This window comes from Pirellulaceae bacterium, assembly GCA_019636385.1.
Taxonomy (GTDB): domain Bacteria; phylum Planctomycetota; class Planctomycetia; order Pirellulales; family Pirellulaceae; genus Aureliella.
The window spans coordinates 446,634-468,514 of sequence record JAHBXT010000003.1 but is presented as its reverse complement, the minus strand read 5'-3'; the positions used below and the strand labels follow the sequence as shown (position 1 = coordinate 468,514).

Annotated in this window: 16 protein-coding genes and 1 tRNA gene; 9 read left to right on the top strand and 8 right to left on the bottom strand. The window is 54.8% G+C overall.

The features are described from left to right. Positions 1–6 precede the first annotated feature (6 nt). The 4 genes from KF752_12565 (at position 7) to KF752_12550 (ending at position 4,761) form a co-directional block, all read left to right on the top strand. A complete protein-coding gene (locus KF752_12565) occupies positions 7–1,473 on the top strand; it encodes a DUF1501 domain-containing protein (GenBank protein ID MBX3422377.1) in 1,467 nt (488 codons plus the stop codon). Positions 1,474–1,514: 41 nt separating this feature from the next. Beyond that, the gene (locus KF752_12560) at positions 1,515–2,822 is read left to right on the top strand and encodes a hypothetical protein (GenBank protein ID MBX3422376.1); all 1,308 of its coding nucleotides are present in this window, start codon (positions 1,515–1,517) and stop codon (positions 2,820–2,822) included. Then, positions 2,822–3,295 carry a tRNA (adenosine(37)-N6)-threonylcarbamoyltransferase complex ATPase subunit type 1 TsaE gene (gene tsaE, locus KF752_12555; GenBank protein ID MBX3422375.1) on the top strand — a complete coding sequence of 158 codons (474 nt, stop codon included), beginning with the start codon at positions 2,822–2,824 and terminating at the stop codon, positions 3,293–3,295. Before KF752_12560 ends, tsaE begins: the two co-directional genes overlap by 1 nt. A 251-nt stretch (positions 3,296–3,546) precedes the next feature. Beyond that, positions 3,547–4,761, top strand: coding sequence for a GNAT family N-acetyltransferase (locus KF752_12550; GenBank protein MBX3422374.1), 1,215 nt, complete (start codon positions 3,547–3,549; stop codon positions 4,759–4,761). Positions 4,762–4,774: 13 nt separating this feature from the next. On the opposite strand, the gene KF752_12545 is transcribed toward KF752_12550, so the two are convergent. The 4 genes from KF752_12545 to KF752_12530 form a co-directional block, all read right to left on the bottom strand. Continuing rightward, on the bottom strand, positions 4,775–5,674 hold the full coding sequence (locus tag KF752_12545; GenBank protein ID MBX3422373.1) for an endonuclease/exonuclease/phosphatase family protein: 900 nt from the start codon (positions 5,672–5,674) through the stop codon (positions 4,775–4,777). 177 nt (positions 5,675–5,851) lie between these two features. After that, the gene (locus KF752_12540; protein MBX3422372.1) at positions 5,852–6,469 is read right to left on the bottom strand and encodes a hypothetical protein; all 618 of its coding nucleotides are present in this window, start codon (positions 6,467–6,469) and stop codon (positions 5,852–5,854) included. A gap of 48 nt (positions 6,470–6,517) precedes the next feature. Further along, complete coding sequence (locus KF752_12535) at positions 6,518–8,680, bottom strand: AAA family ATPase (protein ID MBX3422371.1); 2,163 nt, start codon at positions 8,678–8,680, stop codon at positions 6,518–6,520. Positions 8,681–8,773: 93 nt separating this feature from the next. Next, positions 8,774–9,982 (bottom strand): hypothetical protein, encoded by a 1,209-nt coding sequence (locus KF752_12530; protein ID MBX3422370.1) that lies wholly within the window; start codon positions 9,980–9,982, stop codon positions 8,774–8,776. Positions 9,983–10,298: 316 nt separating this feature from the next. On the opposite strand from KF752_12530, the gene KF752_12525 reads away from it, so the two are divergent. Next, positions 10,299–10,997: a phosphoribosylanthranilate isomerase gene (locus KF752_12525; GenBank protein MBX3422369.1), complete on the top strand. Its 699-nt coding sequence runs from the start codon at positions 10,299–10,301 to the stop codon at positions 10,995–10,997. A gap of 185 nt (positions 10,998–11,182) precedes the next feature. Then, on the top strand, positions 11,183–12,511 hold the full coding sequence (locus KF752_12520) for a DUF1015 domain-containing protein (protein MBX3422368.1): 1,329 nt from the start codon (positions 11,183–11,185) through the stop codon (positions 12,509–12,511). Between the two features lie 105 nt (positions 12,512–12,616). On the opposite strand, the gene KF752_12515 is transcribed toward KF752_12520, so the two are convergent. From KF752_12515 to KF752_12500, 4 genes are all read right to left on the bottom strand, one after another. Next, positions 12,617–13,903 carry a beta-ketoacyl-[acyl-carrier-protein] synthase family protein gene (locus KF752_12515; GenBank protein MBX3422367.1) on the bottom strand — a complete coding sequence of 429 codons (1,287 nt, stop codon included), beginning with the start codon at positions 13,901–13,903 and terminating at the stop codon, positions 12,617–12,619. 84 nt (positions 13,904–13,987) lie between these two features. Then, the gene (locus KF752_12510) at positions 13,988–14,653 is read right to left on the bottom strand and encodes a 1-acyl-sn-glycerol-3-phosphate acyltransferase (GenBank protein ID MBX3422366.1); all 666 of its coding nucleotides are present in this window, start codon (positions 14,651–14,653) and stop codon (positions 13,988–13,990) included. Between the two features lie 289 nt (positions 14,654–14,942). Next, positions 14,943–15,013 (bottom strand) — tRNA-Gln (locus KF752_12505). Between the two features lie 48 nt (positions 15,014–15,061). After that, positions 15,062–15,754, bottom strand: coding sequence for a redox-sensing transcriptional repressor Rex (locus KF752_12500; GenBank protein ID MBX3422365.1), 693 nt, complete (start codon positions 15,752–15,754; stop codon positions 15,062–15,064). A gap of 449 nt (positions 15,755–16,203) precedes the next feature. On the opposite strand from KF752_12500, the gene KF752_12495 reads away from it, so the two are divergent. From KF752_12495 to KF752_12485, 3 genes are all read left to right on the top strand, one after another. Beyond that, positions 16,204–17,850, top strand: coding sequence for a hypothetical protein (locus tag KF752_12495; GenBank protein MBX3422364.1), 1,647 nt, complete (start codon positions 16,204–16,206; stop codon positions 17,848–17,850). 622 nt (positions 17,851–18,472) lie between these two features. Further along, positions 18,473–19,495, top strand: coding sequence for a DUF1573 domain-containing protein (locus tag KF752_12490; GenBank protein MBX3422363.1), 1,023 nt, complete (start codon positions 18,473–18,475; stop codon positions 19,493–19,495). Between the two features lie 500 nt (positions 19,496–19,995). After that, a complete protein-coding gene (locus KF752_12485; protein MBX3422362.1) occupies positions 19,996–21,756 on the top strand; it encodes a hypothetical protein in 1,761 nt (586 codons plus the stop codon). Positions 21,757–21,881 lie beyond the last annotated feature (125 nt).

Below are 21,881 nucleotides of genomic sequence, written 5' to 3'. Positions count from 1 at the left end.
TCCACCATGAGCCACAAGTCGAAGCACAGGCGTTTTTGTCGTCGAATGCGGCGAGAATTCCTGTGGCAAGCCGGAGCGGGCATGGGGGCCGTGGCATTATCTGCCATGCTGGAGCCAAGTTTTTTTGATCACGCAGCATCGGCTGCGCCATCCTCTGAGCCAACGGATCAGCCAACCACCAGGGCCACGCATTTTGCGCCGCGCGTCAAGAGCGTCATCTTTCTGTTTATGTATGGCGGTCCCAGCCACATCGACACCTTCGATTACAAGCCGACAATGGTTGGCATGGACGGCAAGACCATCGGAGTGAAGACATTCGGTCGCGGCGGCCATCGCAATGAAGGCAGAATTGTAGAGCCGCGTTGGAAGTTTCAACAATATGGCCAATGCGGCAAGTGGGTCAGCGATTTATTTCCAAATCTCGGCCAGTGCGTTGACGATATTGCCTTTCTTCACAGCTTGACAGCCGACTCACCCATTCACGGCTCGGCCATGCTGATGATGAATTCAGGCAAGATCCTCAGCGGTTCGCCGGCTCTCGGTTCCTGGGTTAACTATGGCTTGGGATCGATTAACGAGAACTTACCCGGCTTTGTCGTCATGCTGGATCCAACCGGCGGCCCAATCAGCGGTGCCAAAAACTGGTCGTGTGGTTACATGCCAGCCACGTTTCAGGGCACGGTACTGCGCAGCAATGGCAGCCCGATTGTAGATCTTAAACCCGCCGACGGCAGCAGTCGGGAAGCTCAGCGCGCCATGCTGGATTCACTAGCTGAAATCAATCGGCGGCATTTAGCCGATCGCTCCGGGCATGATGAATTGAGCGCTCGAATCGCCAACTATGAGCTGGCGTTTCGCATGCAAGAACATGCCCCAGAGGCAGTAGACCTGTCTTCAGAAGATGCCGCAACATTGGAAATGTATGGTGTCGGACACAAGAAGACGGATGACTTCGGACGCCGCTGCTTGATCGCTCGCCGTCTGGTCCAGCGCGGCGTGCGTTTTATTCAGCTCTATAGTGGCGGTGCACACAACGATGACAATTGGGATGCACACGGCGATTTGGAAGAAAACCACAACAAACATGCTGGAGCGACCGATCAACCCATTGCTGCGTTGTTGAAAGACCTGAAGCGCACCGGACTGCTGGAATCTACCCTGGTGGTTTGGGGCGGTGAATTCGGCCGGCAGCCCACGGCCGAATACGCCAAAGGCTCAGGCCGAGATCACAACAGCTACGGGTTCACCATGTGGCTGGCCGGTGGAGGTATCCGTGGAGGCATGAGTTTTGGCACCACCGATGAACTAGGGGCCGCCGCAGTAGAACATCCGCTACATGTGAAACATTTGCACGCCACCATTCTTCATCAACTGGGGATCGATCCCAATCGTCTAAGCTACTTCTACAATGGATTGGACCAAAAGCTTGTCGGTGTGGAACACATTGAACCCGTTCGCGAGATCATGGCTTGAACCTTGAAACGCGATGGTCGGTGGTTGTCCAAAGGATTTCAATGGTCAGCGGACTGGTTCTGTTGGCCGCCACCTTCCGCTTGTGGGTGCCTGGGTGCCAGTCGTCCTTTCCGCAAGTTCCCTTGCTCGGCTGGGCGGTGTCCGCCGGGCCAATTTGGGATTGGGTTGGGCTGATCGTGCTTGTCAGTTGTTTACTGGCATCCGCAGTGTTTAGTGATCAATTGTCGATTCAGTCGGATACTGGCCATTGGTCGTCACGCTCGATTGGGGCACCAGTGCATCGGCTACTGCTCTGGGCAATCGTGTGCTCGGCCAGCCTGTTGGTTGTGCTGAACCAACACCGACTTCAGGCTTGGTTCTTTCAGTTGTTGCTCTTTTCCTTTGTTTTCCTGCTGTCGGACGAAAAGCGTCGCCTGCGTTGGCTTCAGTGGTTGGTCGTTAGCCTGTACGCATATTCAGCATGCGGTAAGTTGGATTACGAATTCTTGCATACAACAGGTCAGGATTTTCTGCGAGCCACTGTAGCGCCGTTGGGCCTGGACATTGAGGATTGGCCACAGAGTCGACGCTTGGCTGTCACCGCGTTAGCTCCCCTGTCCGAGCTTGCCATGGCGGCTGGCCTGCTATGGCGGCCCACGCGGAAGTTTTGCGGCTTCTTGGCCGTCGGTTGTCATTTGTTTATGGTCTGGCTGTTAGGATTTCAGCTCCACCAGTCCTTAGGTGTGTGTTTGTGGAACCTGCAATTTGCGGCGCAATCGCTGGCGCTGTTTGCACTACCGAGCATTGCCGGCGAGAACTCTAATTCACCCAAGCCTTCAATGCACAGACCTGGTATTGTATTGCGCGAGTACGCGATTCAGACACTATTGGCAGCTTCGCTGGTACTTCCATTGAGCGAGCGATTGGGCTGGTGGGATCACTGGCCAAGCTGGGCGTTGTACTCGTCTCACAACAGCCGGCTATATATAGTGGTCGCGCCTTGGGCAATCGACCGCTTACCACGCGAGCTGCAATCGCTCATCCAGCAACACCATCCAACCACTGTCGGTGGATATACTGTACCGTTAGCCGAGTGGTCGGTGCGCACTCTGGGAGTTCCAGTGTATCCGCAAGCTAGATTCCAACTTGGCGTAGCGCGCGCTTTGAGCGATACTGTCGACGCCAAGTTTGCCATCAGTGCCCAGGTGTGCTCGGCAGCGAACCGTTTGAATGGTCAGCGTGACAAGACCCGTTGGCTCTTGGACGATCAACTGCACGCTGCCAGCCGAAACTTCTGGCTCAACAGTCAGCCGCGTCAGGTCTGGATGCCATCTTCGCAAACTCAATCCTCGAGCCTAGCAATACGTTAATGGACGGCTCATTGACTATCAATCTGCCGGACTTGTCTGCTACTAAACGTATAGCGGAGCAGATCGCTGCTCTGAGCCAGCCTCCCCTGACCATCGCCCTGGTTGGCACGTTGGGAGCTGGCAAAACGCAATGGGTTCGCTATTTTGCCGCTGCCTGTGGAGTTTCTGAACAGTGCGTTTCCAGCCCCACCTATGTTCTGCTGCAACGCTACATGGGCCGCGACTGCTCCATCTACCATCTGGACTTCTATCGACTGGATTACGAAGCCCAGGTCTGGGATTTGGGATTGGATGAACTGCAGGAGCAAGCCGTGCTGATATTAGTTGAATGGGCCGATAAGTTTCCGCAAACTCTGCCTGGTGATCGCCTAGAACTCCGCTTTTCGCTTTTGCCCAATGACACGCGACGTATCGAACTACTGTCACATGGCAAGCGTTCGGCGGAGTTGCTCAGAGCCCTCCAAGCACCATAAACTGGACTTAGAACTCTTCTCGCGTTGCGACCGCCAGCCTGCCACATTCACCAACTTGTGAGCAATGTAGCAGTTATGACCTCTTTTCCGGAAGATCGGCGACGGACCCGGCTGGAATTCCTGAGAACCGACGACGCAAGTGCACTTCAAAATCCTAGATTCTAGGTGGCGAGAGCTTGTTCGATCAGGCTCAATCGATCGCCAGCCACCACAGCGCCGCATGATGTCATATCCAATGGCGAGACCCAGAAATGTTCAAAACCGAGTTAGTAGCGGCTTCAGAGTGGGCAGATTGGCTGACGGGGCAATGGAATCAATTGTGCGCTGCCAGTCGGTATGGACATCCTAGCAGCAGGTCCGAAATGTTGCGCTGCTTCCAAGCCCATTTTGCCCCGGGACAACGTTTGCATTTGTTGACCGTCCGTGACCAAAGCAACCGTTTGATAGCCGGCCTGCCCATGCTGGCCGATGGCACCTCACCCAGAATTCTCAAATACCAAGGTGTCAATAACGAGTGGTATCCGACAGGGCATTTGCTCGTTCACCAAGAGGTGCAACTGGCCACTGCCATCGCAGGCTTGGTCGAAGGTCTGGCCCAGCTTGGCGCCTGCAGCATCTGGCTTGATTGGATTCCGATTGACCGACCGGATTGGCGAGCGCTTATTGAACAGGTTCGAGGAATGGGCTGGGGGGTACAGGCCAGAACCAAGTTCGAAGTGGGAACCACCAGGCTTCCAACGACCTGGTCCGAATTTGAAAGCGAACTATCGAAAAATAGTCGCAAGCGTGTCCGGTCCGAATGGAAGAAGTTTTCGGAAGCGGGGCAGATGCAACTGCAGGTGTTCGCAGGCGTCGATCGCGTCCGGCTTGCACAAGCCATGAATACCGTCCTAGAAATTGAAGCCCGCAGCTGGAAAGGCACCGCCGGCACTACGATAGGCTGTAGGCCGGCAGCCAGAGGCTTCTATTGCGAATCCGTGGCCACACTGGATGCTATAGGTGCACTTAGGCTGTTTCTATTAACGCTGGACGGACGCCCAGTGGCATTTGACCTTGGAATCGTCGGCGGAGGAGTCTATCGAGCTAAGAAGGTGTCCTACGCAAAAGAATATGCAGAACTGTCGCCCGGGCATGTGCTGAATCAATTGGTCTTTCGGCACTTCATCGAGTCGGGCCATGCCCAGATCGTCGATACGGTAGGCCCCATGAACGATGCCAATCGCCGGTGGAGTAACGGCAGTTATCGTTGTGGTCGGCTTGTCCTGGCACCCGGCAATTGGTTCACCAATGCCACGGGTCGATCGACGGTCACCCTCTTAAGAGCCAAGGCAGCTTTGCACAGCGTCACTCCAGAGCTAACGCTGCCAAACACCTGGGCTGACGATATCTGGAACAGCACACGGAGTTCTGAGTTACTTCCGCATGCGCCAATCTCCGTGCCCGAATCAAGTCCAAGCTGCGTCTGACTGGAGGAGTCTATCAGTTGTATTCTATTTCGGCCAAGACAGGCAAATGATCACTGGCGAAGCGACCAGCTGGTGTGCGCGGATCCAGGGTGGTGTAATTGACTACTCTGATACCTTCGCCTTGATAGAGTATATGGTCAATGCGCTGTCCGTCAGCAATCTGTTTGAAACCATTCCAGGTGCTATTGGGGCCAGTCGCTGGGTTAGCCGTATGAGCTTTCGCGTCCACCAAAACTGGAAACGGAGCTGCTTCGGCCAACAACAGTTCGTCTAACGGTGGCGAGCCCACGGTCGCATTCAGGTCACCGATCAAGATCGCCGAAGATGGACCTCGGTTTTGGCTGATCCACTTGCGTAGTAGTGCCGCTGATTGTTTGCGGGCTTGAACGCCACGATGATCAAAATGAGCGTTGACGACTAAAACGGTAGTTGGCTCTCCCTGGGCACTCTTGCGTCGAGACGTCAAACGCACCCAACTGGCAACGCGGGGCAGCGCGGCATCCCAAGCAGCCTTGCCAACGCGATATGGCGAATCGCTTAACCAAAACGTGCCTTGCTCCAGCGCAATCAACTTCTTGGTGTTCCAACCTACCGCTGCCATTTCGCCGGCCCGCAGTCCATCGTCACGACCAACACCGTACCATTGCCATCCTGGCAACTGCTGCTGAATCTGGTCAAACTGCCCGGCTAGCACCTCCTGAAGCCCGACCACATCCGACTTTCCGATGGTCTCAATGACGATGTCACTACGATTCTCCCAGATGTCTTCTCCATCACTGCGATTTTGGTAGCGGATGTTATAGGTCATTACCTGAATAGGTTCGCCGGCCACCACACCACCCACGATCCACGCCGCGAACAGGGTTGCGACCAATTCAATTCGTGCGGCTACAAGCAGATGGCAGCAGTTCATAGGAAAGCTTCTTATGGGCCAGAGTGGAGGGAGTGGTAATTGGCAACTAAGAGTTTGCGACTAGCATACCACGACAAGCGGAGAATTGTGGCCCGCCACGCGTCCGAACATGGGTAGACGCAGTTACCAGCACAATCCACCCTCGGTCAAGCGACTTCGCCTTGCAGATCAAAGCTACTAAGCTGCCAGCGAACTGACCAGTGTACCGGCGATGTGCGACCCGCAGTATGCATGATAGTCAATAAACTGCATCAGCCACTGAGCGGAAGCGCAAAAATTAGGGCCCAATAGAAGAAAATTCTGATCGCACAGGCGGCCCAGCATGCGGCTGGGCACCAGATGAATTGGACCTAAATCTAGCAAAATAAGACTGTAGCCCAGTTTCCAGTTTACAACCCACCGAGGCAATTGCTGAAGTGCAGGGCTGGCGGTGCTGCCAAGTTGAATGGAGATTTCCGTTTGATGCCACGCTCCCAGGGCAGATTTCTGGACCAGGGGCTCGACCGACTCCTCTACGCCCGACTTCATGCCGGGTAGCTTCGAATACATACTCAAACGAATCAACAGTAACCCTTGATTCCCCGGAATCGAATTTATCGCCAGCGACAGTTCCTTCGCAACCATATACACGGCCCGTAAGTCACACGCATCGCGATGGCCACTGATCATACCAATCGATATTCCTCGGCCTGGCACGCGACCCACGACCATCCCCTCAGCCCAAGTTCTAAGGCTACTCGGAAACGACCCGGGTGTGCGATCGCATGGCTCAGTCGTCGTAGTTTCAGCAATCACGGTATCCTCAATCTCTTTGATAAGTCATCAGCTAATCAAAATGCCGATCTATTTTCGCAGTTTGGTAAATAGCTGGGAATATGGCGTCGTATGCGTAGTTGGCTGTGCAGTTGTGGGACGGCTCAGCAGTCGCGTGCTGCTTGGAATTTCCTCTTCAACCACCAGTAAATCGCGATCGTCGTCATATGCCTGGGAAGCGAACCAATGATCAGGCGACTGTTCGCTGCCAGCAGTCAACTTCGTACTGTCGGATGCTCGAAACGGCAGCAACTGTACCGGACTTTGGTTGTTAGAAAACCGTTGTTTCTCGGCAATATCCAGGGGAATCTGTTCCACGCTAAACGGCTCGACCTGAAACGCCGAAAAGTTCATTTGCGAGACGATCTCGGCAAGCTCGCGCTCAATTGGCTCCGCCTGACCGCTGGTTGGGGCCACGTTGTAACGCCACAGAATTTGTTGACTGGCGTCAGTATTTTGCTGATCCGGCGGCAAATTATTTAGTGCTTCCTGGCCATCCAATTTGGTGGAAGAGGTTGGCTCCCTATTCACACCACTAGTTGGTGACTGCTCGCTCTCCAACTGGCTGACCTGTATGATGGTTTCGGCGTATGCATTCATCCGCCTGACGTAATCATGGTCGCTTGTCGCCTGTTGAATTCTTGCTGAACTGGTACCAGCGTTTGCCGATTGCGTCGGTTGCACGAATGCACCGTGATCCGGAATAATTGCTTCGTCTTCAAAATCAGAGCCGAACAGATCACACGGCTGGGACGCTGGACCTGGACCTGGCGCCTGGAGTGCCATAGTTATTGGATTGTCACCAATCGCCAGGCCTGTCGGCTGAGGCGTTAACAACGGTGGATCGTTTTCCCATACGCCCATGGCGTCGTAGCGTTCGGGCTGCGCAACTCGATTGTCAGCGCACGAATGATCGCAAGCGCCAATCGAGTCGCAGCATTTCCGGGACGAATTCGGTTGCGAACATGAAAGCTTCTCAGCAGCAAGATTTGGATCGTCCAAGGGCTCAGCCGCGAAGGCTGAGAAGTAATTGAAATCGGTGGATGATAAATTTGGGTGAGGACTCAAATCTGATTCACAAGGCGGAGTGGACTCGGTCGCTTGGACAGGTTGAGCCAACTCGACTGACGAATCAGGCCATGGTTCAAACGTAACTCTTTCTTCACCAGCCATCTTAAGGTCACCGTTGTTGGTCCCGGTATCGGCATCCATATCATCAGCCAAATCGTCGGACAGTTCACCAAACTCGATGGATCCGGCAGGCTGCGAAAGTTTGGTCGATGCTATTGCCGAATAGCTTCCAAAGCTTGGCCTTTCGACATGTGCATCTTGCTGTATAGTTCCTGGGGTTTTACTGGATGCGGCGTCAACCCATTGTACTGGCAACTGTTGCAGATCCGCCCAGGCCTCGCCGATCATAGCCACCGAGATGGGGCTTTGAGCTTGCGCAAGTGCCATGACTTGAGCGTGATCCATTAGTTGGTTGGCCAACCGCGGAATACCCTGGCTGGCCGCATGAACCGCTTGCAACGCCTCGTGGGTGATCGTGGAATTCGGTTCCTGCCCAGCCACTCGCAATTGGTGTCGCACAAATTCCATCGTTTCGGCTTGGCTCATGGGTTGCAAATAGCAGCGGGCTGCCAACCGCTGATTGAATGATTCCAAGTGATGACTAGCCAGTGTCTCTTCTAAACGCATAGAACCTAGCAACATCAGGCGGACACGTGGCTGATGTTTTCGTGTATAGTTACTCAATAGTCGCAGTTCGTCCAATAGTTTCCAGTGCAGCAAGTGAGCTTCGTCGGCTATGATCAAGATGCCGTCGGGAGCAGTCTCTGGCGAGGGTTCCAAGCGGTCAAGAATTGACAGTCGCAGTTCGCCTTCGGACAGATCGCGGTAGGGAAGTTGTAGTTCGTAGAGTAAACACTGCAGCAACGCGCGGCGACTGCACAATTGCGACGCTTGCAAGCGCACCGTGTCCATTCGGTAGCTTAGTTCATCGGCTACCAGTTCTGCGAGCATACTCTTTCCCAGGCCGGTTCCGCCGATCACCAAGACCGGGCCCTCGGCTCGTATCAAGGCACGCATCGAAGTTTCGCGCGCCGCCTGAATGCTGGAGTGCGGAAAATAGAGACGCACATCTGGTGCTGCACAGAAAGGTCGATCTGAAGTTGGGTTCCAAGTATCGCTCATGGCATTCTCGTTTTGCAATTCTGGCGAGTAGTGGAATTCGCGTGACGGTGATTACTAACTTTTCCGAATCAAATTTGCCAGTTGAAGTTGACTCTAGTGCAGGCCCGTTACCAATCTTCCAAAGGCTGCCAAGGGATTGTCAAAGGCCAACGATCGCCAGATCGGATCCAGGGCGATTCTGCCCGCGATCAGCAAGCACCACGCAGCCAAGGTCAATTCGCTTAGCCAAATCAAATTGCGGGCGGTCCGACGTCCCGCTTCGCTCGCACGGCGTCCAGCAATTTCCATCCAATCTGTAGAGTCGATAAGATCACTGGGCAATTCGATTCGAGCCAGTGGGCTGTAGCCGCGACTGGCCAAATGAGTGGCCACATCTGCTGGGTCGTGAACGCCTCCGGATTGCAATCGCCATTGGAACCAGCCTGCGCTGGCACCCGCCGCTAGTCCGACGATAATGACACTGGCTGCGATCCACACTGGGATTCGCCCTGCAATGGGAGTGATCCGAGGTTTGTCGGTTATCTGCAATTGTCCCAAAAAACGCTGCATCCATAGATCCACCTCGGCTTGGCTGCGTACGACGCCTTGTTTCGCCCGATCAACTTCTTGCGCCAGGTGGTCACGCTCCCGACTCGCGTCAAGATAATCATGTCCGGTACGTAGTGGTGCAGATGCTAAGCGTCCTGTGCCCACAGCGGTTACCCTGGCTGGGGCGGCATCGCTCATGGTGTCGCTCAATGCAGGCTGGGTTGTGTCGAAGGCCAATTGCTTAGCTTCAAGCTGTTCAGCTAGTTCGCTGGGCGAATGACTCAGATAGTTATGTTGCGCTCGGTAATGCTCGGCAGCAGTTAGCTCCCAGCGTGCCATGCGCTGGGCCGCGACTAGTTGTGTTTCACGAGATTGACTGCTGGGCAGTTGCGTAATCGACTCAACCCAACTCCGAAACTGGTCTGAGTCACAACGTTGATGCCAAATACTGCGTATCGTAAGATAGATGCGGTCAGTCCCATCCAATATCTTCGTCGGCTGTTCTTTTAGGCCCGTTCGATCCAGGACGCGAAAATCCTGTAACCAGGCGGGAGATGCCAGGTTGGTGGCCTGCTTCAGATTGCGCATCAGCGCCTCGACACGAGCAGGCTCAACCATCAACTTGGCCTCGACGCGATAATGCATCGGAACGGGCGGCAACACGTTCAGTACCGTCAAGAGTATTGCGAGCGCGAACACCACGCCACACCACGTGGACTGGCGCGCAATTTGACGCGTGTAGATCGCTAAATCCATGCGTTCTAGTCGCTGCACGGTCAAGACGACTCCTTGTCTGAAACGCTGCCTACAGTTCGAATGGTCCGGGCTCCGGATCGCCGCGCCTGCAAGCCAGCCAGTACCGGATGGACCTTCCGGGCCCACATCGTAGTCCGTTATCGTCGGAATAATCGACAAAGATTAACGCAATCCACCTGCTGCAGGCCTAAGTTCGCTGGATTGACTGAAGTGCCGACCGTAAGATCGCAGTTGAAGATGCACCGTTTTGTCCCCGAGAGACACTTTGATGGATTCCGCCCCGAGAACCACTCGAATCTGTTTCCCCCAAATTAAAGTCTGTGGCGTAACCCGGTTGGAAGAGCTAGCACCCTTAGCAGCAGCCGGAGTTGACACTGTAGGCTTCAATTTGGTTCCCATCAGCCAGCGACGAGTGGATGTTGCGCGCGCCGCAAAACTGGTGGCGCGCGCCCACGAACTGGGGCTGACGACAGTTGCCGTCGTGATGGATCCAGGTCCGGCCGAGCTTACAGAGGCCCTGAACGCTGCTCCATGGGATTACGTCCAATTGCACGGTAGGGAGTCCCCAGACATCTCGGCCTACTGCCCGCGCGTTGCTATCATCAAGGCGATTTCCTGGAGCGGTCGAACTGAGGAGATCGAGTTGGCGGCGGCCTGGTCGAAGCGATTTGGCAAGCCCAACCTCGCAGCCGGTGGCGCTGGAGAGAGTCGGTCGCTGGGCTGGCCCGGATCACTAGCAGGATTCTTGGTCGATGCCTACGCACCGGGTGTCGGAGGTGGCACAGGAATGCAAGCCGATTGGGGCACGCTGAACCCCCGTCCGGCCCCGCTATGTGATTGGCCGCTGCTCCTGGCTGGCGGGCTGACGCCCAAGAATGTCCGTCAGGCAATCGTGTTGACGGGCTGCGACGGAGTCGACACCGCCAGCGGAGTCGAGCTGAGTCCGGGGGCGAAGTCAACCGAACTGGTGACCGCGTTTTCCAAACAAGCCAGACAAGGTTTTGCAAGCATCAGCAGCCAGAGGCTGAGTTAACTTGCCACCAGCAGGCGCATGGCACCACTAGAAATTCGCGTGGGCTTATCCTGCCCTCCCCTGCAACAAATCGGCAGCTTCCAGTAAAACGGTGCAACCTCGTCGGACCACTTCGGATTTGCCGTGGCGAAACTCCTTCGCCTGCCTTAAACGCGTCGAGGCACTCGATCCCGCAAACCACTTAAATGCCTCAAATCCAAGCACTGCGTGGACTACGATACAATCTGGCCCGTGTTGGTTCCCTAAGTTCGGTTGTCGCTCCGCCGTACGATGTGGTCGATGCTCAATTGCAACAGCATCTCTATGATCTTAGCCCGTTCAATTTCATCCGCCTGGAACTCACTCGCTCCGAACCGGGAACCATGGATCCGGATGGCGTCTACCAACAAGCCGCAAACTTGTACCGCGATTGGATCCGGCAGGACGTGCTGCAGCGAGAGCCCGATCCTGCGCTGTACGTCTATCACCAGATATTTGAGTACGCTGGTCGAACCTATACCCGCCGTGGATTCATGGCCCGCGTAAAGCTAGTACGATTTGGTGAGGGCGAGATTTACCCGCACGAACAGACTCACGCCAAGGCAAAGGACGATCGACTGAAGCTAACGCGGGCCTGTCAGGCGAACATGAGCCAGATTTTTGGGCTGTATCCCGACGCTGACAATGCGGCCCAGAATGCTCTGGAAAATTGCATAGCTGGCCAACCAGCCGTTGAGGCCGTCGATCACCTGGGAGTAAAACATCGTTTGTGGGCGGTTACGAACCCCGCGATCATTGCTCAAGTCTCCTCAATCGTCGACAGCAAGCCCATGTTTGTGGCTGACGGTCACCACCGATACGAAACGGCCTGCAATTACCGCGATGAATTAGCCCAGGCTGCGGGTGGCACTCTGCCAGCTGATCATCCGGCAAACTATGTGCTTTCCATGATGGTCAGCATGGATGATCCTGGACTGATCGTATTGCCCACACACCGTCTACTGCACGGCATTCCGGCGATGTCCAGTGCACAGTTGACTCAAAAGTTGACTCCGGTTCTCGATTGCCAGCCGGCAGGCTCAGGACCAGAGGCAGCGCCAGCGGTATGGCGGCAGATCGAGGAACTGAACGATCAGGGTGCGTTTGGATTGTATTCTGCAGCCGATAAGACCTGGACGCTGGTGACGGCGTCCACGGGCACTCAACATGCAATGGCTGACGCTTCGCCCAACCAAAGTCGCGATTGGCAGGGGCTGGGCGTAGCCATGCTGCACAATTTAATCATTGATCGCCTACTTGGACTGGCCGGACATCCAAAGCCAACCTACGTCCACTTAGTGCAAGAGGTAATCGACGGATTGCAAGGCAGATTAGAAGGCAACCTGGACTACCAGCTCGCAGCCCTTGTCATGCCCGCATCAGTCGAGGACATTCGTCGCGTCAGTCTGCACAACGAACGCATGCCAGCCAAGAGTACCTATTTCTATCCAAAACTGCTAAGTGGCTTAGTAGTGCACTCGCTGGAAAAAAACTGAGCGACGCTCATCCGAGTTTGCCTTCTGGAACTGCTGAGCTGCGTGCGTAGAATTGGCCGAAGGCAGCGATCGTTTCCCATGGAACACCGGTAGCGACTAGCGAAACTAGCTGCGAAAGCGACCTACGACCAAGGAGACATTCTGTCCGCCGAAGCCAAAGGAGTTATTCAGCGCGATGTCCAGCTTGGCTTGCCGAGCTACATTGGGAACGTAATCCAAGTCGCACTCCGGATCCGGATTTTCCAGGTTGATAGTCGGCGGCAAGACTCCGTCCCGAATCGCTAACAGACAGACGATCATTTCGGTCACGCCAGCGGCGGCAATCAAATGCCCCATCATGCTCTTGGTGCTGGAGACTGGAATGCTAGAAGCCAGTTGGCCAAATACGGCCTTACAGGCAACGGTCTCTACACGGTCATTGACAGAGGTACTTGTACCATGCGCGTTGACGTAGCCTACCTGCTCGGGTGAAATTCCTGCATCGCGAATGGCAGCCGACATGCATGCGATGGCACCACGCCCTTCAGGATGGATATCGGTAATGCGATACGCATCTGCGCTGCAGCCGTAGCCGAGGACTTCTCCGTAGATTGTGGCGCCACGCCGACGGGCGTGTTCCAGCTCTTCTAAGATTACCACGGACGATCCTTCCCCCAGTACGAATCCGTCGCGCAGCCTGTCGAAGGGGCGCGAGGCACCGGTCGGATTGTCGTTATTGGTCGATAACGCCGTCAGCAGACTGAATCCTGTCAATCCGAACGGATGAATCATGCTGTGCGCTCCGCCGGCCAGCATGGCGTCAGCGTCACCGCGACGGATCAATTCCGTAGCCTCGCCCACCGCCTGACTACTGGCTGCACATGCGGTCAAGCAATTAAGGTTTGGCCCCTGAAGATCATACAAACCGGCTACGTGGGCCGCCGGCATACTCGGCTCTTGTTCGATTTCCATGGCCGGATTGAGTATTTTAAGACCTCGCGCCATAAAGCGATCCAAGTCGAAATGTTCGGGCACCTGGGTCGCGTCGGCGATCATCTGCGTAAAGTTCGCAAAGTCCTGATTGCCCTCACCAGCTCCAAAATACACGCCGACTCGCGACCGATCGTTGATCGCATCCAGGAGACCCGAGTCCAAAATCGCCTGCTTGGCGGCTCCAGCGGCAAATTTGGCATGACGCCCACGATTGGCCCATTGTTCGGCAGTTTCTCCGCAGTCCGTAATGTCCCAGTCGCGGACTTCGGCGGCAATTCGCGTGGGATAGTTTTCGGCAGGGAATATCGAAATGTATCCGACGCCGCTTTGGCCATTCTTCAAGGCCGCCCACACGGTGTCGACACTGCTGCCCAACGGATTGATCATCCCCAAACCGGTTACTACGACTCTACGCCTCATCTTCCCCCTCACTCCTTGAACCACGAGCCAGCATGCCGGTGGAAGAGACCACTATAACCAGCGAATTGGCAGATCGGAAGGTCTCTAAACGTCTCGAAGTGCTCGGACCGCTTGTCGAGCACGAGCCAGAAAATCAGCCTTGGGCTCGCCAGCCTCGAGCCACATTGGCGGCCCAATTGTAATGCTGCTCAGCAGAGGTACTGGCAGGTATTCGCCGCGCGGCAATATGCGGTTTAAATTGTCCATATAGACCGGCACAAGCTCGATGTCTGGTCGTTTTTTTGCCAAATAGTAGATGCCGCTCTTGAACTCGCCCATCGAATCGTCATCGCTGCGTCCGCCCTCAGGGAAAACGATCAACGAGTAGACATCGCCAATGGCTTGAATCATTAGGTCCACAGGACTATGGTGAACTTTGATCGCGTGGCGATCAATTTGGAGCGCGTTGAAAGAACGGGCCAGAAATCGTCTCCATTGCGTCTTGTTCCAGTAGTCTTGGGCTGCTACGGGACGGGTCAGATTTCGTATCTCTGGCGGCAGCGCAGACCACAGAACCACGGCATCTAGGTGACTGGTATGATTGGCAAAGTAGATTCTCTGGCAAGTGTCTGGCTGGCAGTCTACCCAACGCACCGAGTAACCACTGAAGAACCTAGCCAACTGGATGACAGTCTCACTAGTCAGCTTATTGAGCCAACCTGATTCGCTGACAGTTTGCGGAAGAAATTTTGGGTTGATGGCGGCGGTCATAGCAATTCTGTCTCAGTGCTTGTCTGGCATCTCCGCAACAATTCAGCACTGTAGCCTCGAACCAAGTATCTAGTGCCCCACGCGTAAAATACACGCTAGAAATATACAGCCAGGAAATCGGAACATACTGCGCCGCAGCACAAAGACCGGACTTAGATCAGCTTGGCAACTCAACTGCCTTCCCAAACTACCTATCACGCGGCATATACCACGCCACAAACCCCACCAACGGTAATAGATTACCCTTCTGCGGAGGGGATTAAGTTTATGGAATTTCTGTGGTGGTCAGCTACCGGGCATGGACTCGAACCATGAATGACTGAACCAAAATCAGTAGTGTTGCCATTACACCACCCGGCAGTATGGTACGATTTTCTCGACTAGAGCACGTACAGGACTGACAATAATCTAGCTATGCCTCTCGGAATTCACAACGGCAAATGCCAACCGCTGCATTTCGATGCTCAGATCAACGTCAACTGTAGACAGTCCCGAAACGTGTGACAAGCTGACCGGCGAAAAGTTCAATATTCCGACAATTCCAAGATTGGACAGTCGCTTGGCCAAGCCGGGAGCAACGGCGGCGGGGACGGCAAGAACCGCCAGTCGCACGTGCAGTTTCGGAAGCACCTCTTCGAGGTCGTCCACCGAATAGACGGGGATTCCCTCGATTGGAATTCCGACTTTGGTGATATCAGACTCGAAGATCGCCTGAAGAACGAACCCCTGCATGGGAAATCCCCGATAGCGAACCAAGGCGCTTCCGAGGTTACCCAACCCGAGCAAGACTGTATTCCACTGGCCATCGGTACCTAAAGCGCGCCGGAGCGCCTGGACCAGACCCGCTACGTCGTAGCCAACTCCGCGTGTGCCAAATTCGCCGAACAGCGCCAAGTCTCGACGAATTTGCGAGTCGCTCAATCCCAGGCGATTGCCTAGGGCATTGCTCTTGATGGTTTGGATACCGCTGCGCAGAAAATGCTGCAGCTCGCGCAGGTAGAGTCCCAGGCGACTGGCGGTTGCGGCTGGGATCGTGTCGGGCAGGACGGCTGGTAGTTGTTTCTTCCTGGGGCTTGCCGTGGCTTTTTGTCGGTGTTTCATAGTGCATCGGTGAATGTAACCGCAGTGCTCTGAGCAACTTCGTCCTCCCTATTCTAGCTTAATCCGTTAAGCGTGCCGCTTAATGGCTGCACAGCCCTCTCGATTGCTACATCCGTCAAACGCCAACAAAACCAACATTAAATACTAGCCATTTGACACATATTTCCAGAACACCCCAAATCCCCTGAGCAATGCTTCTTCACTGGTCGATCTAAGTGGTGCTAAGAGCACATTCTCGGCGTAAGGACCAAACTCCGCTGGCCTAAGCTCCCACCTAATCAGCATGGCTTCGGGAGGAATGCCGGTGAGGTTAGATGGCGTAGCTCATTTGTATGAGAGCGGAATTGGACGCGCCGCGAGGATGCTTGCTTAACACCACGGGCGAACTGGCGCCCAACCAGAAAGTCACCCAGTTACAAACACGTTTCGATAACTAAGGAGAACGGGAGATGAGAAGGCTGTTTGTGGTACCGGTCTTAGTAGCCCTGCTGGCTGCTGTGTCCGGTCGAGCCCATGCCGGATACTGTGGAGCTGTAAGCTACCAGGATTGCGGCGGCAGTGCAGCCGGATGCTGTGAAGCACCGGCAACCCACACTGTCATGAAGACTGTACGTCGTACAGTCTATGAAAATCAAACTGTGCAGCGCACGCGCACCGAGTGGCAAACGGTTACCGAAGACAAGGTAATCAATGTAACTCGCATGCAGCGTGAGACTCGGACACGAACCGTCAATCAGACGATTCGAAAGCCGGTCTATGAGACGCGGACTCGTGAATACACCGTCATGAAGCCGGTCCATAGCACGGAAGTACGACAAGTAACGTACAACGTTCGTCGTCCCGTGTACGAAACGCACACCAAGGAAGTTCAGTACACGGTCCTGCGACCAGTGCACGAAACTCATGAAAAAGTAGTCAATTACACGGTCATGAAGCCTGTTCGTGAAACACACGAGAAGGTAATCAACTACACCGTTCGTAAGCCAGTCTACGAAACTCGTCAGCGCGTCATCAACTATACCGTGATGAAGCCAGTTCGCGAAAACCACGAAAAAGTTGTGAACTATACCGTCATGGTACCAGTTCAAGAACAGCGTACACGTGAAGTTGTTCGCACGGTGGTTACCCCTGTGAACTACACCAAGACGATCACTGTTCGTGGCGGTCACTGGGAAACTCGTACAGAAGAAATTCCTGGTCCTGTAGTTCGCCGAGTAGTTCGCGAGCCAGGTACTTGGACTTGGGACGAGTGCCGTTGCAAGTGCGTCTATTGCCCAGGTGCCTGCCGCACGGAATGCGTTCAGTGCCCACCGCGGACTGTCTGCAAGAAGTGCTGGGTTCCCACCTGCGAGACCAAGGAAATCAACTGCGTACGTCACGAGCGAAGCTGTGTTACAGAATCGGTTCCGTATACCGTATGCAAGATGGTTCCTGAGTGCCGACAGAAGACGGTTTGCTACACGACTTGCAAAATGGTGCCTGAGTGCCATCAGAAGACCTGCAACTACACAGTTTGCAGCTATGTTTGCGAGCCACGTAGCCGTACCGTTTGCTACACGACCTGCAAAATGGTTCCTGAATGCCATCAGAAGACCGTTTGCTACACAACTTGCAAGATGGTTCCTGAGTGCCGCACTCGAACAGTTTGCTACCGCACCTGCAAGTGGGTCTGCGAGCAGCGCACTAAGGACGTATGCGTGCGAACCTGCACCATGGTTCCTGAAACCCGCACTTGCAACTACACGGTTTGCAGCTGGACTTGCGAAAACGTATGCAAGGAAGTTCCTTACACGGTCTGTGTACCTGTTTGCGAACAGCGTACCGTCAAGTGCTGCAAGCGAGTTGCGGTATGTGTACCTTACGAAGTAACGGTTTGCGTACCTCGAGTAGTCTGCGAACAAGTTCCAGTTGAAGTTTGCTGCGGCGGTTGCGACCAATGCGGAAGCTGTGATCCTTGCTGCAACGCTGGCCGTCCAGGCCTGCTCCGCCGAATTTTCGGTGGACTGCGTGGCGCTCTGGGTTGTGGCTACCGAGCTGCGGCCTGTGACGCTGGCTGCGGCTGCAACGCCGGTAGTGACAGTGGCTGTGGCTGCTAGTCCAACGCCAGTCGATTCGAATCGTCCCCGCTGACCCAAGTGGTCAGCGGGACATTCGGAACGGGCCATTCGGGGAATACCGAACGGGCACCTGACCTGGCAAGATTCGGCATGAAACCATAGGTAACGCGACTTGGTCCAGGAGGCTGTCCCCAGCCTGAAGAAATACCACACTCCGCTGGTGTGGATTCGACCTTCGGGTCGACTACAGAGCCGGTAATGAACCTTCCACCCGTCCGGATGATGATCTGGTGGAGTTAAGCAAAGACGGTCAGTTTGCCATGGAGGTAAAACTGGCCGTTTTTTTTTGCTCTGTCGATTCTGCCAACCGCGACCGCATCCCGCGATCGGACTTGAACAAATCCAGATTTTTTTGGAAATTAGTGGCGGGGCTGAATACGATAGTAGTTGACAAGTTGTCCAGGAGAAATCGTGGCACAGCTCGTCCACCATGCACCCGCTCCAAATCTCGTGCATGGAATTGAGGTCACCTGAAGTTGCTCCGCTCCAAAACTCAGCAGCTTCCTCGTAAACCTCTGCAGTGGACGGCAACCTGTGGTGTTCGTTCGGTTCAGGCCCGAACAGAAGTCGCTCCCTGTCAATACCTTCCGTGGAGTATCGTATGCGAAAGCTCTTAATCTCCTGCGCGATAATCGCGCAGGGCCTCGGCGTTGTCTGCGCCCAGTCCATTTCGGATGTCATTCCCCAAGAACAACGGCACCATGACTTTGGGGCGGTCGCCAAAGCATCTCGGGCAGAACATCGTTTTGTGCTGCACAATCCGTTTTCTACCGACTTGGTAATTCAATCGGTCCGCGCCAGTTGTGGATGCACGACTCCCGTGCTCGAGACACAGGTCATCAAACCTGGCCAGTCAGGCAGTCTCATGGCTAAGTTTAACACCGACCGTTTCAATGGCGAAAAGAAGGCTACACTGACCCTGTCCATTGCTCAGCCTTACTCCACCGAGCTGCAATTGAACGTGCGCGGCTATATCCGTACCGATGTGGTATTGCAACCAGGTGAAGCGGTTTTCGGCAGTGTCCCCGAAGCCAGCCGACCAACTTTGACGTTAGATTTGAATTACGCTGGCCGGTCTGATTGGCAAGTCTTGGATATCTCCTGCCCCTTCGCCTACGTCAAAGCTTCCTTTACAGAAGTCAGCCGTGGGGGCGGACGCGTCAGGTATACCATCGAGATCTCATTGGAGCCGTCAGCTCCGGAGGGCTATCTGGAAAGCCAGTTGGTAGTTCACACCAACGATAATCGACTCAAAACACTCCCCATTCGATTAGCAGCCACCATCGAAAAGCCTCTGCGTGTCGCACCCGCAACCATTGCCTTGGGACGTGTGAAACCGCATGAGCCCATACCGCAACGGTTGACCATTACCAGCAAATCTGATTTCCGAATCAGCGACATTAAGAGTGAAATTGCTGAAATACGCTTTGACAGCCCTGGCAAGCCCAGTCGTGTACACATGTTGCCGCTGGTCATCGCCCCCAACCCGTTAAGCGACTTTTCCGAGGGCGAAGTGAAGGGCAAAATCCTGGTCCATATCGACACCAGTGAGACGCCAATTGAAGTTCCGCTGTCGTATACATTAGAGTCCGACAAGCTGGCCGATGCCCAACTTGCACCCTAGCATCAACACCAGGAATCAGGCCATCTAATGTAGCTGACTGGCCAGGTCTCCTTCCAAAACTCGATGCAAACCAACCCCAGCCAGCGGAAGAAGAACCGCTGGCTGGTTTATTTGCTGAACCTGAAGCGCGTTTTGACGTCGATACATTCAGGTCACAGGCCGTCTCGCTAGCTAGAGACGCTCGCCGCGTTGTGATCTGCTGGCAGGTTCGTTTTGGAGTCATGGATTTAGGCAGCAAAAACTGAGAAACCTTCCTCAATTTTGCGATTGTCCAGACGATGCACCGGTCCCGGCAGTTGCTTTCGATGGAAATCTTCTATCGCTGTCGGGCACTGCGTCGATTCACTGACCGGATAGCAGGCGCTATGGAGTGCGCAATTCGAGCATTGTCTACGCGGCAGATGGGTTAGTACCTTGTCTGCAAAACAATGCAATTGAGCCGGCGAGCCAACAGCTCGCTGCGTTCGGAACTAAGTGTCATACTCAGGGAGGAGTAAAAAGTGAAAAGCTATTTGGCTTTTGGTCTTGCCTTAACCTTAGGCATGGGAAGCGATCAATCGGCGCGGGCACAGTACGCGCCCTATCATTACAACACTGGCCCCAGTTCTTATGCGGTCCAGTCGCCCTATGGGCCGCCGGTTCCCGGCTACCATTTGGCAGCGGTACAGGACAATTCTGGAGCGTTCAACCAATCGGGACAAGCTTTGCCAGTTGTTCCAACGCCTGCGGCCAATCAGCCGGTTCCCATGGCGCAACAGTACGCTCCAGTACCCATGGCTGCTCCTCCGCTGCAGCAGTCGTACACATCGCCTGCAAACACCGAATCATCGTATCAGTCGATCGCGCCCGGCTGTACCTCGTGTGGTACGCAACCGGTCGGTCAGCCAGAATCGGGTGGCTATTTTCCTGGTTACGCCTACTCTGCTCCGAGTGTCGGCTGCGGACCTGCATGCCAGGCCGCTCCTGGTTGCGGAAGTGGTTGGGGCCACGGTAGCTTTATGGGTCATGGATTTGGTGCAGGTTGTGGCTTAGGAGGGATGCCGTGCGGAGCAAAACCCTGGTTTGCGGGCGGCAGCGTACTGATATTCCGACGAATCGACGACCACAATCGCCTGCTTTCGGTGGACGATTCTGGCGCAGGTGTTCTCTACACCCAGGATGCCCAGCTGGGCACTATGGCTGGGTTCGAGACCATGGCAGGTCGCTACTTCAACTGCGGCCGCAATGCAATAGCGGTCAGCTATTGGGGATTGTTCCCAGAGACGCAGTCAGTTGCGGTGTATGATGACGGAGGCGGACTGCGTTCCAGCCTGTTTCGCCCCTGGGGTGGACCGGATCCCTGGACTGGTGAATACCAATGGCAAGCAGGTCCTGTAGCTGACGACACCACCGACCCGGATGTGTACGGCCTGTATGACACGGCCGATACTCACCAACTTCGACGCTCCAGTAGCTTCCATAATGTGGAAATTAACTTGTTGGGATTTGGTGTAGGTGGTGCAGCTCGGAACTTCAATCGCTCAACGGCGGGTAGCTGCTTCTCTGGTTCTCGGGCAATGGCTGGACCTTGGCGAGGCGGCATGGCTGCTGGAGCCGGTCACAGTGCATACAATTCCTGCGGCGACTGCAACTCGTGCGCACCAAGCGCTGCCTGTGCACCGTGTGGTCCGCCAAGCAAATTTGCGACCGGGCCTTGCTGCTATGTAGCCCCCGCCTGCGGTTCACGACTGAACCTGAGTTGGTTGGCTGGCGTGCGCTATTTCCGCTTCGGCGATGATCTATACTACGACGCTTCGGACATTGCAGGATATCCAGCTCAAGTATTGAGCTACCATGTCTGCACGGTAAATCACTTAGTGGGTTTCCAGATTGGTGGCCGATCCGATTTTTGCGTAGGCAATCGATTGAATCTGTATTCTACCGCTAAAGCCGGCATCTACGGCAATAGTGCTTCCCTGGATAGTAACCTGCGCACCGCAGGCTACTTCGCATACGTCTCAGGCGATCCATCGACGCAGTTCAACATTGAACGAAGTGGTAGCGACGTGGCCTTCCTGAGCGAACTCGGAACCGGCTGCGGTGTTCGCCTGTCCTCGAAATGGACTGCCACGGCAGGATATCGCGCAATGATTGCTACCGGTGTCGCCACCGCAGTCGGCAATATCCGCCACCAAGGGCAAACCCTTGCACAAACGCAGATCTACAATCGCGATTGCCTAGTACTACACGGATTGAATATAGGAGCATTGTATAACTTCTAGGTTACCGACCAGTCTCCAATAGCAGCCTTTCCGTTGGCTGCAGCAACGCGGATTGTCGGCAAGCTGCAACTCTTCTCCCGAAGCCTGCCGCACACCCATCCTGGTCGCCTAGAACGTGAACCCAA